The organism is Isosphaeraceae bacterium EP7, assembly GCA_038400315.1.
Lineage (GTDB): Bacteria > Planctomycetota > Planctomycetia > Isosphaerales > Isosphaeraceae > EP7.
Window position 1 is genome coordinate 4,584,719 of sequence record CP151667.1, and the last position, 13,211, is coordinate 4,597,929.

Consider the following 13,211-nt stretch of genomic DNA (forward strand, 5'->3'; position numbering starts at 1 on the left):
TAGAATGTGCAGACGGACCTCGGGCCCTCGGTGGCCCGGCCGACATCCCTTTCGATGGGGACGTCGTCGCCAAGGTCCGAGCATAGAAGGGACGAGCCCGAGGTGGTCGTTTCGATGAAAGCACCCGAGCCGGGCGTCCGGCTGCCCTTCCGCCGAGGTCCCGTCGAGTTCAGCGTCGGCTCCGAGGCGGATCATGAGGCAGTCTACCAATCGCTCCTCCACGTCTTCCACGGGCCAGACCGGGAGTCGTTCCTTGGCGCACTGAATGACCCCGTCTATCAGCCCTATCAACGCCTCCTGGCCAAGGTCGACGGCCGCGTCGTCAGCCATGTCCACCTGACCGAGCGGATCATCCGCTATGGCTCGTCCACGCTGCCGATGAACGGGGTCATGTGGGTCGGCACCCTCCCCGAGTATCGAGGCCTGGGGTTCGCGCAGAACTTGATGCGGCTGGCGGCGACTCGGGCCAAGGAGTCGGGTGTCGCGGTCCAGGCCCTGACCACGGGCATGCCGCAGTTCTACCGCCCTCTCGGCTGGGGTGTCTGCGGTCGGGTGACCTTCGCACAGACGCTCAGTCGTAACCTTCCGGCGGTCTCCGACGGGATCGCCGACGGGAAGGGAGGCCCCTGGCAGGTCCGCCCCTGGCGCCAGGTCGAGCTGAGTAATCTGATCCGGCTCTATGATGCCCAGTACGCCCACACGACTGGGGCCGTCCTGCGATCCGAAGACTATTGGCGCTGGATCATCGGCCGGAAATATGCCCATGTCATCTGGGTCGCCTGCCAGGGTGAGGAAGTCCGGGGCTATGCGTTCGTGAAGGACCACCGGGTCCTGGAGATTGCATCCGACCCGGCGCACCCCCAGGCACTTCGCGCCCTGCTCGGGCGGGTCCGCGCAGAAGCCCTCGAACGCGCCTATCCCGAGGTGGTCGTCTACGCCCCGGCCGACCATCCTGTGATCGACGCCTTCCGGGCGGCGTCCGGAAAGCTGGTCGACCAGGAAGACTGGGAAAATTCGGTCTCGATGTATCGGACCGTCTCCCCGGACACCTTCCTCAAGGCGGCCCTTCCCGAGCTGACCAGGCGTGCGAAGGCTGCCTCGTCCCACTTCCCGATGGAGCTGGGGCTGACGGTCGACGACAAGCGATGGATGCTCCACCTGACCGAGGAGGGGAGCCGGGTCGAGCCCGAGAAATCGAGCCGCCGCTATCTGACTCTCACCACGTCGGCCTTCACCCGCCTTGTGATGGGCCACACCGGGATTGACCGGGCCATCGCCGAGGACGGTGTCGAGGCCTCGACCGGGACGGCCGTCGATGCCGCGAGGGTGCTCTTCCCCGTGGCTCCCATCTGGCGGAGCCCGCTCGATAGTGCAACGGCCTGAGTCGAAGAAAGTTCCCCCGGTCCTCAGCGGTTGAAGTGCCGCCGGACCGGGGGGCTGTTCAGGTAGATTGAGGCCGCCGCGTAGCCGAGCAGGATCGTGATCCCCCAGGTCACCTGGTTGATCGGGAATTGCTCGGTCAGTGGGGGTGCCACGCCCGTCTCGTCGAAGGAGACCACCTCTTCCTTCGCGCCGAGGAGCGGCTCTTGCATCTGCACCTGGTAAATCGGCATCACGATCAGGGCCAGCACGGCCACCAGGGCCCCGAGGGTCAGGGCGATCGCCAGGAGTTTGATCGACTTGCCGCGGAGGAACTGCACCGCGGCGAAGATGCCGAAGGCGCAGATCAGCATGAGCATCTGGAAGCCGAGGGCCAGCTCGGGGTTTCTCGTCGACTGGACGAGCGCAATGATTCCCAGGCCCAGGCCAAGCAGCAGCGAGATCCCGCCGAGCAGCATGACGCCGATCGGAGAGCCCGACGGTCGGGCCGGCCCCGAGATTGGGACGAGGTCCTCCTCGAGGTCGACCCGCTTGCCCGTGTCCATGTCGAGTCCGCATGTCTGGCAGATTGACATGCCGATGGGGACCACACCGCCGCAGGTCGTGCACCTCCGCGCCTTCGACCTACCTTCGGCCATGGTCGTCCGACGTCGCTCGGGGCCGGGCTCGGCGAAGAGGGCGAGGGCGTCGGATGTCTGCCGCGCGGGCTGACCCGACCCTCCCACCAGATCCCCCTCGCCGGTCATCGAGGTCAGGTCGAACGTCTCGCGTAAGTCCCCCTCGGACGTTGCCATCGGTAGGTCGAAAACGGCGGGGCTCGCCGTCTCCATCATCGACGACGAGGCCCGGACGTCCTGGACGCCGGAAGGGGCCGAGGTCGCGGTCCCCTGGCCCTCGCCGATGATCGGCATCCGAGTCCCGCACCGCGGGCACTTCAGGCGCTTGCCGATCGCCCCGGGGGGGACATTCAGGACCACACCGCATTGGGGGCACTGCGTTGTGAGAGCCATCGAGGGGTCGCCGAGACCAGGGAGACGGGGCAGATTCTGGGCGAGAGGAACGCGGCAAGACGCCGCGAGCCGATGCGCCAGCCACGTCAAGCATCATGTGATCTTACATCGAAGTTCGAAGGCAGGCCCAGCCTAAAACCCCGAAACCAGGGGCTTCGCCCGTACAGTCCACGTCGCCGGCGCATCCCAGGTTACGCCGACATCTCGAGGAATGTTCGTCCGTCATGGGAATTATTGGGGAGGATCACGCCATCGGTCGCGCCTCCTGATCAGCATCCTGCCAAGGAGTTCGTCGTAATCGGCCTCATTACGGCGACGCTTCGGGTCCCAGCGTTGCCCCTTCTCCCAGTTGCAGCGGCCGTGTACGACGGCCAGATTACTCAGATCCTCGGTCCCGCCCCGCGACTTCGCCCGGATATGCTCGACGGTCCCCCCCTCGCCGGTCCCGGCGTCGAACGCGATGGGCCCGTTGCAGATCAGGCACTTGCCCACCCAGTTTCCTCCCGACCGGCGGAAAGTCCGGTCGGTCGCCGCGATCCGGCACATCAAATCCGACGTGGCCACTGTCCTCGCCCTCATGCTTGTCCCGGCGGATCAATTTGGCATCGTCCCGGATGGAATTTCGATCCCCGTCCGCGACGGTTTGACACCCCCTACGCGTGACCTACTCTTGCCTCGGGTCGGCCGGGCGGGCCGTCATCGACTCGGGTTATGTCGCGGGCCAGAGACGGCACGAGGCAATGATGGGTCCCCAATCTCTCGCGGGACCGGACCAGGGCGGGGCTCATGGACAAGAACAGCTCGACGCAGGTCTGCAAGATTCCGCGGGCCGCAGATCTGGACCCACCCGGCGGACCGCTTCGCCATTATCTGATCGTGCTTCGCGGCCCGGCAATGGGGGCCATGATTCGCCTGAATGCCGGCTGCGTGACCGTGGGAAGGTCTCCCGAAAGCCTCGTCCAGTTCGCCGACTCGAGCATCTCGCGGCATCACGCCACTCTCACCACCGGCGAAGGGGGCCGAGTCAGGCTCGTCGACCTGGGCAGCACCAATGGGACATTTCTGAACGGCAAGAGAATCGGGGCGATGGAGATGGTCGAGCTGGCCGATGGTGACCGGCTCCAACTTGGCACGTCAACTCTGTTGAAATTCGCCCGCCCCGACGCGCTCGAGGAGAAATTCTGCCGCGAGCTGTTCGACCGGTCGGTCCGCGATCCCCTGACGGGCCTCTACAACCGGGGCTACTTCGTCGACGAGGTCCGCGCCCTCTACGACCGTGCCGCCCTGTCGGGCCTCGGCCTCTGCCTCATCCTCCTCGACATCGACCACTTCAAGAAAGTTAACGACAGCCACGGCCACGACGCCGGGGACGCTGCGTTGAGAGAGGTGGCGGCGGTCCTCCGGCAATCGACCCGCCCCGACGACCTGGTCTCACGCTACGGCGGCGAGGAATTCGTGTTAGCCTTGCCCGTCGGCGGCACCGATGCCGCGATCGAACGCGCCGAGCATCTTCGCAAGATGGTCGGTGCACGGAGGATCCGATTGCCCGAGGGCGAGACCCTATTGCTCACCGGCAGTCTCGGCGTGGCCTATGCCGCGCCGGACCTCCCGTTCGATCCGCCCGAGATCATCTCGCTGGCAGACAGGGCCCTCTACCTCGCCAAGCAGAACGGAAGAGATCGCGTCGTCATCCTGCGCGAGCGGAGGTTCGCCGAGGCGGCCGGTGTCACACAATCGATCACCCTCGAGATCGAGACCTGAACGAGGGGGCTGCAAGGACATCACACCGGGCCTTGAACGCAGGGGATCGACCGAGACCGATGGCGCTGGGATGTGGTATATTGCCACCCCCGGAGCCACGGAGGGCCGCACCAGACGACGGCCAACCGGGCCCGGATCTCAGGTGACCCGATGAGCGTCAAGGCAATCCTCTTCGACTTCGACGGCACCCTGGCCGACACGGCCAACATCCACGTCGCCGCCTGGGAGCGGACCTTCGCCGAGATCGGCTTCGTGATCCCCCAGGATGTCTGCCTCCGCGCCGTCGAGGAGGATGATCGACGCTTCCTCGTAGACGTGTTCGCCAGCAAGGACGTCCTCGACGGCGACGTCGAAGGCTGGCTTCGCCGGAAACAGGACGTCACCGCGACGATGCTCGCCGACGCCCCCCAGATTTATCCCGGCGTCATCGAGCTCATCACGAGACTCCGCGATCATTATCGCCTCGCCGTCGTCACCACGACCTGGCGTGAGAATGTCGTCGCCACTCTCGAAGCCGCCGGCATCGCCGACGCGTTCGAGGTCGTCGTGGCCAAGCAGGATGTCGCCTCCCAGAAGCCCGACGCCGAGGCTTACACACTGGCCCTGTCGCGGCTCGGCGTCGACGCTTCGTCGGCCTGGGCCGTCGAAGATTCCCCGAGCGGAGTCCGTGCGGCAATCGCCGCGGGCCTGAGGGTCGTGGCCGTCGGTCACCGAAGCCCGCGCGGCGACTGGTCGGTCGACGCCACGTATCTGGAAAGCCTGGTAAACGAACTCGATTTCCTCGAGGTCGTGCGCGCAGAGCCGAGCTGAACGACCGCGATCGATCCATGTCCACGCCCGAAGGTTGCCGCGATGTCCAACCCCAACGTCTACGAAAATCCGCTGATCACCCGCTACGCCTCGCGGACCATGGCCGAGCTCTGGTCGTCGCAGCGCAAGTTCTCCACCTGGAGACGCCTCTGGGTCGCCCTGGCCCAGGCCGAGCGTGACCTGGGTCTGCCGATCTCCTCGGAGCAGGTCGCCGAGCTGCGGGCCCACGTCGACGATATTGATTTCGCCGCCGCCGCAGGCTACGAGCGCAAGTTGCGCCATGACGTGATGGCGCACGTCCACACATATGCCGACGCCGCGCCCGGCGCCCGGGCCATCATCCACCTGGGTGCCACAAGCTGCTATGTGACCGACAATACCGACCTGATCCTGATCCGCGACGCCCTCACCCTCGTCCGCGATGGTTTGGTCCAGTCCATCGACGCCCTCGCCGATTTCGCGGTTCGTTACAAGGATTTGCCCTGCCTGGGCTACACCCATTATCAGCCCGCGCAACTCGTCACGGTCGGCAAGCGTGCCACCCTCTGGTGCCACGAGTTAATCCTGGATCTCAGCGAGATCGAGCGCCGGATCGAGACCCTACGATTCCTCGGCGTGAAGGGGACCACCGGCACCCAGGCCAGCTTCCTGGCCCTCTTCGACGGCGACCACGGCAAGGTCGAGGCCCTTGACGCGGCTGTCGCCCATGCCTTCCGCTTCGACTCCACTTATCCTGTCTCCGGGCAGACGTATTCCCGCAAGGTCGACTCCCAGGCGCTGGCGGCGCTCGGCGGCTTCGCCGAGAGCGCCCACCGATTCGGCTCCGACTTGCGGCTGCTCGCCCACGAACGCGAGGTCGAAGAGCCGTTCGAGTCCGACCAGATCGGCTCCTCCGCCATGCCGTATAAACGTAATCCAATGCGTGCCGAGCGAATGTGCTCGATCGCCCGGTTCGCCATGGCACTCCCGGCCACGCTCGCGCAGACCGCCGCGACGCAGTGGCTGGAACGGACGCTCGACGATAGCGCGGTGCGGCGCATCGCGATCCCGCAAGCGTTCCTGGCCGTCGACGCCCTGCTGACGCTCTACCTGAATGTTGTCCCGGGCCTGATCGTCAATCCGGCCATCGTGGCCAGGCGGGTGGCCGAGGAACTCCCCTTCATGGCCACCGAGAATATCCTGATGGCCGGGGTCAGGGCCGGCGGCGACAGGCAAATCCTCCACGAGTCGATCCGGAACCACTCCATCGCGGCCGGCCTCCGCTTGAAGCAAGGGGCTGCCGACAACGACCTGATTGCCCGGATCCGCGGAGACGCCGCGTTCGGGGCGGTCGACGTCGATGGGGTTCTCGACCCGACTCGTTATATCGGCCGATCTGCCGAGCAGGTCGTCGCGTTCATCAAGACCGAGGTCGAGCCGATCCGCCTGCGTTATCCCGGTCAGAAGGCCAGGGCGCGCGAAGTTCACGTCTGACCTGGCGGTATTTCGGGCCAGCGGGTCGGCCGTCGATCGCCCGGAGAGGCGTCATCACGGCCGGCTCGAGGCTCGTTTCCTACCGGATCCGACCCGGGGTCAGCATGGCGTGGTCGACCAGAGGCCCATGACTTCCGCGGCGCCTTTGGAGAGATGGATCTTCGAATCGACCGATTGCACGAGGCTTATGGGAATCTCATGGAGCCTGCCGTCGATCGAGTCAATCTTCGTCAGCCTGATGTGCGAGCCGGTGATATGATCGACCTTGCCGATCAGCTGGCCGCACGATGTGATCACCTCCATGTGCACTGCAATCCGGCCGATTTCCTGCATTGAAGTCGTCATGATGATCCTCCCGGATGGTGCTCGCTCGACTTCGTCGACGATTAATTCTTGGCGTGCAAGCCTCGTGCCGCACTCAGATATGGCCTCCGGATCGCCCCGCCTCGTGGCCTGGACAGTACGTCGAGTACCGAAGGGCCTTGCGTGCCCAGGGTCCTGAAGAAATAGCCCCGGCAGACGACGACCGAATCTCGATAGGGGACGTGTTCGCCCAGGATTTCGTGCGCCCGTGCGACCCGGTAATGCGGCACCATGGCGAACAGGTGGTGCGTCAGGTGGAACGCCTGTCCATAGGGGAAGATGGCCGCAGAGAGCAAGGGATTGATCAGGAAGACACGCGAGTTGGTCAGGTCCCCATCGTCGGGGGCATTCGAGTGGTGCGCGATCTCACGCAACTGCATCAGGATCGGATACGCGGTCAGCAGCGGGACGATCCAGAACAGCCCGAAGGTTGCCCACGAGCCCGAGAGGTGGACCGCTGACAGCAGGCTCAACCAGTAGGCCCCACGCATGCAGCGGGCCACCCGCACCGAGTAGACCCCGCGAAGGGTCTTCGAACCGTCAACTCCCAGATTAGCCGCCTTGGCCCTGCCGAACAAGTAGCGCAGGATCGAGGGAGGCCAGAGACCGAGCACGACGTATCGATGCCAGAAACCCGATTTGGTGATCGGGAAATGCTGGGGATCGGGATGATTCAGGCGCATCAGATCGGGGTCGCGTGCCGGGTCGTTGACGAACTGATGATGACCCAGGTGCGCGGCCCGATATTTCTGGGTCATCGCCACGATGGGGAACATCAGCAGCAGGTCGGAGACAAGCTCGTTCGCCAGCTTGTTCCGGAACAAGACTTGATGGCTCGCGTCGTGCGCCAGGCCGGAGAGCCGATGCTGGCCGATGGCGACGAGGAGAACGCCGAGCATGGCCAGCGGCGCGAACAGCCCGGTCGACAATGAGTCGGTTGACCGGGTCGCCATCAGCATGTGGCAGCCGGATAGGACGACCGCCAGGAAGAGGTATTCCCTGGCGATAAAGCCGATGTTCGTTCGATTGTCGGGCTTCATCAGGGGAACGAGCCGGCGATGAGCATCGTCCCAACTCAGGTCGTTCTTGGGCATCGTCGGCATCCGTGCACTCGGCATTGGGGGCGTTCCGAGGCGCCCCTCCGTCGGGCTCGCCTACTCATGGACCGGCTTATTTCATCGGCCCGGGAGGGAGGCCTGCACGAGTTGTGGGCTTCGCAACCCGGCCGGTCATCGAGACTCAGGCGGCTTCGATGGCGGCGGTTTCCGGGGCGAGCACCTCGTCTGGCGGCCCCGAACGAGCGACCCGGCCTCCTTCAAACACGTGGACGGTCTGGGCCACGCGGCGAGCGAATTCCATGGCGTGCGTCACCACGATCATCGTCAGGCCGTCGCGGGCCAGGTCATTGATCACGGCCAGGACCTCACCGGCCATGCGCGGATCAAGCGCGCTGGTCGGCTCATCGAACAGGATCGCCACGGGTTGCATCGCCAGTGCTCGGGCAATCGCAACCCGCTGCTGCTGGCCTCCGGAAAGCTGCCCGGGCCTGGACTCGACCTTGTCCGCCAGCCCGACCCTGGCCAGAAGTGTCCGGGCCAGCTCCTCGGCCTCGAGTCTGGGCAGGCCGAGGACCGATCGAGGACCCTCGGCCACATTCTGGAGCGCCGTCTGGTGCGAGAACAGGTTGAACGCCTGGAAGACCATACCCACGCGCCGCCTGATCGAGAGCAAGGTCGTCTCCCGAACCTTCGCCGTCATCGTCGAGGTCAGGACCTGGCCGTCGATCTCGATTCGGCCCCCTTCAATCGACTCGAGGCCGTTAAGGCAGCGCAAGAACGTGCTCTTCCCCCCGCCGGAAGGGCCGACGATCGCTGCCACCTCGCCTCGCTCCACCCGCAAGTCGACGCCTCGGAGCACGTCCGACGCCCCGTGCCGCTTGATCAGACCGCGGACCTCGATCATGCGGGAGACCTCCGCTCGGATTGCTCGCCCGAGAGACGACGTTCGGACCAGCGCGAGAGCCAGGACAACGGGAGGCTCATCCCCAGGTAGAGCAAGGCCGAGGCGGCGGCGAATTCCAGGACACCACCCGTGCTGTTCGCCAGGATCGAGTATTGCTTCGTCAACTCCACGAGGGTGATGACCGAGCAGACCGAAGTATCCTTGAACAGCGCGATGAAGTCATTGGTCACAGGCGGGATCACCATCCGCACCGCCTGAGGAATCACGATCCGACGCAGGCCCTGCGCCCTGGTCATTCCCAGGGCCAGTGCCGCCTCCATCTGGCCTCCGGGGATCGCCTGCAATCCGGCCCGGTAAATCTCCGCCTCGTAGGCCGAATAATTGATCGCCAGCCCGGCAATTCCCGCCATGATCGGCGGCAGCGAGACGTCCAGCTCCGGCAGCAGGAAGAACAGGACGTAAAGCTGGAGCATCAAGGGCGTCCCGCGAATGAGCTCGACATAAGTCGCGAGGATCCAACGGGCGGGCGGCGGCCCGTAGAGCCTGCCGAGAGCCACGGCCAAGCCAATCGCGATCGCGAGAGGCATCGATGCCGCCGCGAGGAACACCGTCATCGCGGACGCCTTCAGCAAGGTTGATCCGTATCGCCAGATTAGGGCCAGGCCTCGGCTCGTCTCGTGTGCCGCCGACTCCGAGTCACCGGTCGCTTTCCGGGCGGATTGACCGGGGGTCTCGGCCTTGGCGAGATCCTCCTGAAGCGCGGTCCAGATCCCGTATTTCTCGTAGAGCCGCCTGAGTTCGCCGGAGCGGATCAGGCGGGCCAGTCCTCGGTCGAGTCGATCGCGGAGCGGGGCGTCCTGGCGCCTCAAGTACATCACGTAAGAGCCTCCGCCCAGCGGCGGCCCGACGACTTCCAGCGCGGGATAATTGGGCGCGTAGAACCGCGCCGCGGGCAGGTCTTGCAGCGTCGCGTCGATCTGCCCGTTCTTGGCCGCCATCATCGCGTCGGTCGCGCCGTTGAACGAGAGGACCTCGACGCTCCCTCCGCCGTGATCACGCGCGTAAGTCTCGGCCGACGACCCACCGAGAACGCCCACGCGCCAGCGAACTCCGTCTGGCCTCGCGACTCTCAGGCTCTCCCAGCCCCGCACGAGTCCCCCGCGGGGGACCATCAATTCCATCTGGAAGAGGTAATAGGGCCGCGTCGCCAGGTACTGGTCGAGCCGAGGCGAAGTCAACTCGTAGCCGTTAACGACGACGTCGACACGGCCCGTCTCCAACACTGGCAGCAGCGTATCCCACTGGCCCTGGACGAGGACCGGAGTCGGGCCGAACTCCCCTGCAAGCAGGCTCATCAACTCGACTTCAAAACCCGTGACCCGGCTCGGGTCTATGGGATCGGGATAAGCATAGGGGCCGCCCCCTTCCTGGTCGCAGCCGTACCGCAGCTCACCGCTCGATCGGATCCGATCCAGCGCATCGCCGCGGCAAGGCACACCGGCCAAACATGCCAGGATGAATGCGAGCAGGAATCGACCAGAGCAAGAAATCCGTGACAATGAATCGACGATCGAGTCGTCCCCGGCGACGAGGGCCTGATCAGAACCGCTCCGAGATCGTGGAGCGTCGGCCGCATCATCGTCCATGAAAGGGGGTTCCCCGTCGTTGGCCTGTCAATCAGATCGAAGGACTCTCGCCCCGTGCGCGGAAGCGGACGACTCGCCGGACTCGCTGACGAACCACTCGCGGGACCCGGGCCAATCGTAGCCGCGTGAATCGCCCGATGATCAGCCGATGCCCACGCCAGACGACTCGCTTGTTAACCAGCGCGTCGAACCAGACCGGCAACAGGAACAGATCCTTCACGGGACTCAACCAGAGGTGCCGGGCCTTGGGCCAGGTCCCACGCAGCCAACGAGTCTGCACCGAGTCGCGGACCACACCGAGGCCGACCAGTACCAGCAATCCGCCCCAGGCCAGTCCGGATTCGCCCGAGAGCGCCCAGATCAGGCCGACTCCCGCGAGATTGGCCGCGGGCTCGATCATGAACGCCGGCCAAGCGAGTCTCGCGCGGATCTTGTACCACCGAGAGTGGCGGTTGAGGAACCAGTGCAAGTCTCGGTCGTAGTTCACGTTATCGATGACGTGATGGCTCAGGCGGACCTTGTAGCCAGCCTGCCGAACGCGCATCCCGATGACCTGGTCTTCGGCGAGCAGGTTTCGAACCCGAGCGAAGCCACCGATGGCATTCAGGGCTTCGGCTTTCATGAGCATTGATTTGCCGACGACACACGTCAGGCCGAACACCGAGGCCATCGCCACTCCGCCGGCGATGAAGCCGTTGAGCTGCAAGTTCTCGATCGCCGCCCCGGACTGCCGTTCGCCCACCCCGGTGAAGAGGTTGGTGACCAGCCCGACTCCAGGCTCCGACAGGTAGCAGACCGTCTCGCGCAGATAGCTCGGCCGGGCACGCACGTTGGAGTCGCTGATGAGCAGGACGGCGTGCTTGCGGAACCGATCCATGGCCGCCAGATTTTCCACCTTCGGGTTGAGCCCGAAGACGGGGCTGCCGACGATCAGGCTCGCATCGCGACCAGGGTACTCATCCAGCAATTGCCTGACGATGGGGATTGCCGGGTCGTCCTCGTCGGCGACGCCGAAGAGCAGCTGATACTCGGGATAGTCGAGCAGGAAGAAACTCCGGAGATTCTCCTCGAGCCCTTCATCGACCCCTTTGAGCGGCTTGAGGATCGTCAGCGGCGGCAGGTAGTCGGGGGAGCCGATGGAGCCGGTGCGACGCGGGCGGATGACCCACGCGAGCGCGGCCATCGAGAGCAGCGTCGTAGTGACGGCGAACCCCGCGACGATGAGCAGCAGCACGTTACCCGGGACCATGACGGTCTCCTGGCCGGTGACCTTCTCGAGCAGGGAGTCGCCGGCTTCCACGCCGACCAACGTCCCGAGATCGGTGGCAGTCCGGGCGAAGGCAACGGCGGCGTCACCTCGGCGGGTGCCTTGGGGCGCACAAGGTCACCATCCCGGCCCTCGGCGTCAATCTCAATCTTGGATTGCACAATCGTCGCGAAGTGAGGCGTGCAATCTGTCGCGTGAACTTCTCGTCAGGGAGCTTCGGGCTTCATCCGAAGCTCCATCGACCCCTGACAGCACGGACAAATCTGTGGATATCGTACCGAAATTGTGCAGATGTCGCAATAATATTCGGGCGTTCGCCAATGTCCCTCTTCTTTGACTCGAAACGACATGACCTGGAGGAAGGGGAGCCCGGCGTGTCGTCGGCCGATGAGTTCGATCTCGCGATCGCGCATTCGTGCGTCGAGGATGAGGGCCCGACTCGCCGTGTCGGGTAGCAACGCTTCATACTGGTCATTCGGGCGTTCGAGGACGACCTGCTTGGCGATCGCGTCCTCATCCGCCGTGATTCCCAGTTCTTTGAGGCGTGACTCGAGCAGTCTCGCCTTGCCCGTAATCGTGATCAGGCCTGAGGGAGGCTCGGTTGCGTCACAGACCGAAGCCATAAGCAGGGAGGCTAGGATCCATCTGAGCAGTAGTTCGGGTCGGAGTAACATCGGATGTCATTCCTTTCCCTGATCGAGCTTTCGTAGCAGGTCTTCGAAACGCAAACGGGCCGTGCATCGAAATGCACGGCCCGCTCGCTCATTGCGCCGGCGGGAATTGAACCCACTGCCTCCAGGTTATGAGCCTGGCGAGCAACCGTTACTCCTCGACGCAAAGGAATAGTACCAGGGATCGGGGGCACGTCAAGAAATACTCCGAAACGCCGACCTCGAGAATGTCCGAAGTGACGTCTCTTCCTGATGTTGGATCTGAAGCTTTCTGACTCGAACGCCCCAGGCTTTGATGCATCGGGCGTCTCGTGTGGGGCGAAACGTTCGAAAACGAAAAAGGCCCAAGCGTTGGTCAACGCTTGGGCCTTGAAGATCGGATCGAAATTGCGCCGGCGGGAATTGAACCCACTGCCTCCAGGTTATGAGCCTGGCGAGCAACCGTTACTCCTCGACGCAAAGGAATAGTACCAGGGATCGGGGGCACGTCAAGAAATACTCCGAAACGCCGACCTCGAGAATGTCCGAAGTGACGTCTCTTCCTGATGTTGGATCTGAAGCTTTCTGACTCGAACGCCCCAGGCTTTGATGCATCGGGCGTCTCGTGTGGGGCGAAACGTTCGAAAACGAAAAAGGCCCAAGCGTTGGTCAACGCTTGGGCCTTGAAGATCGGATCGAAATTGCGCCGGCGGGAATTGAACCCACTGCCTCCAGGTTATGAGCCTGGCGAGCAACCGTTACTCCTCGGCGCAAGGGAAGAGTACCAGAGATGGCCGGAGAGGTCAAGAATTGGGGAGCGAATCCGCGGGTGAATATCGAAAGTCGGTCCGAGACACTCGGATCTCGGGAGGAAGTCATATGGAGCCAC

The 13,211-nt window shown here is 64.4% G+C and carries 11 protein-coding genes and 3 tRNA genes; 4 read left to right on the forward strand and 10 right to left on the reverse strand.

Annotated features, from left to right (window positions below):
- The first annotated feature begins 114 nt into the window (after positions 1 to 114).
- Positions 115 to 1,383 carry a GNAT family N-acetyltransferase gene (locus tag EP7_RS17740; protein ID WP_463523093.1) on the forward strand — a complete coding sequence of 423 codons (1,269 nt, stop codon included), beginning with the start codon at positions 115 to 117 and terminating at the stop codon, positions 1,381 to 1,383.
- A gap of 23 nt (positions 1,384 to 1,406) precedes the next feature.
- Here EP7_RS17740 and EP7_RS17745 read toward each other — a convergent pair whose 3' ends face one another.
- Positions 1,407 to 2,390: a zinc ribbon domain-containing protein gene (locus EP7_RS17745; protein ID WP_463523095.1), complete on the reverse strand. Its 984-nt coding sequence runs from the start codon at positions 2,388 to 2,390 to the stop codon at positions 1,407 to 1,409.
- 231 nt (positions 2,391 to 2,621) lie between these two features.
- Entirely contained in the window at positions 2,622 to 2,954 is a 333-nt protein-coding gene (locus EP7_RS17750; RefSeq protein WP_463523097.1) for an HNH endonuclease, read from the reverse strand.
- A gap of 222 nt (positions 2,955 to 3,176) precedes the next feature.
- Here EP7_RS17750 and EP7_RS17755 point away from each other — a divergent pair, with 222 nt between their 5' ends.
- The 3 genes from EP7_RS17755 to purB all read left to right on the forward strand — a co-directional run bounded on the left by EP7_RS17755 (position 3,177) and on the right by purB (position 6,434).
- Positions 3,177 to 4,151 (forward strand): diguanylate cyclase, encoded by a 975-nt coding sequence (locus EP7_RS17755; protein WP_463523099.1) that lies wholly within the window; start codon positions 3,177 to 3,179, stop codon positions 4,149 to 4,151.
- Between the two features lie 150 nt (positions 4,152 to 4,301).
- Positions 4,302 to 4,961 carry an HAD family hydrolase gene (locus EP7_RS17760; protein ID WP_463523101.1) on the forward strand — a complete coding sequence of 220 codons (660 nt, stop codon included), beginning with the start codon at positions 4,302 to 4,304 and terminating at the stop codon, positions 4,959 to 4,961.
- A 42-nt stretch (positions 4,962 to 5,003) separates the two neighbouring features.
- Complete coding sequence (gene purB, locus EP7_RS17765) at positions 5,004 to 6,434, forward strand: adenylosuccinate lyase (protein WP_463523103.1); 1,431 nt, start codon at positions 5,004 to 5,006, stop codon at positions 6,432 to 6,434.
- Positions 6,435 to 6,533: 99 nt separating this feature from the next.
- Here the strand turns inward: purB and EP7_RS17770 are convergent, their stop codons facing one another.
- The 8 genes from EP7_RS17770 to EP7_RS17805 form a co-directional block, all read right to left on the reverse strand.
- Positions 6,534 to 6,779 (reverse strand): DUF2171 domain-containing protein, encoded by a 246-nt coding sequence (locus tag EP7_RS17770; protein ID WP_463523105.1) that lies wholly within the window; start codon positions 6,777 to 6,779, stop codon positions 6,534 to 6,536.
- A gap of 41 nt (positions 6,780 to 6,820) precedes the next feature.
- Complete coding sequence (locus tag EP7_RS17775) at positions 6,821 to 7,891, reverse strand: fatty acid desaturase family protein (RefSeq protein WP_463523107.1); 1,071 nt, start codon at positions 7,889 to 7,891, stop codon at positions 6,821 to 6,823.
- 145 nt (positions 7,892 to 8,036) lie between these two features.
- Entirely contained in the window at positions 8,037 to 8,759 is a 723-nt protein-coding gene (locus EP7_RS17780; protein WP_463523109.1) for an amino acid ABC transporter ATP-binding protein, read from the reverse strand.
- Positions 8,756 to 10,405, reverse strand: a complete 1,650-nt coding sequence (locus EP7_RS17785; protein ID WP_463523111.1) for an ABC transporter permease subunit — start codon at positions 10,403 to 10,405, stop codon at positions 8,756 to 8,758. Before EP7_RS17785 ends, EP7_RS17780 begins: the two co-directional genes overlap by 4 nt.
- Before the next feature lie 31 nt (positions 10,406 to 10,436).
- Positions 10,437 to 11,705: a ceramide glucosyltransferase gene (locus EP7_RS17790; RefSeq protein ID WP_463523113.1), complete on the reverse strand. Its 1,269-nt coding sequence runs from the start codon at positions 11,703 to 11,705 to the stop codon at positions 10,437 to 10,439.
- Positions 11,706 to 12,437: 732 nt separating this feature from the next.
- Positions 12,438 to 12,509, reverse strand: a tRNA-Met gene (locus tag EP7_RS17795).
- 221 nt (positions 12,510 to 12,730) lie between these two features.
- Positions 12,731 to 12,802: transfer RNA gene (locus EP7_RS17800), tRNA-Met, on the reverse strand.
- Between the two features lie 221 nt (positions 12,803 to 13,023).
- Positions 13,024 to 13,095, reverse strand: a tRNA-Met gene (locus EP7_RS17805).
- Positions 13,096 to 13,211: the final 116 nt, after the last annotated feature.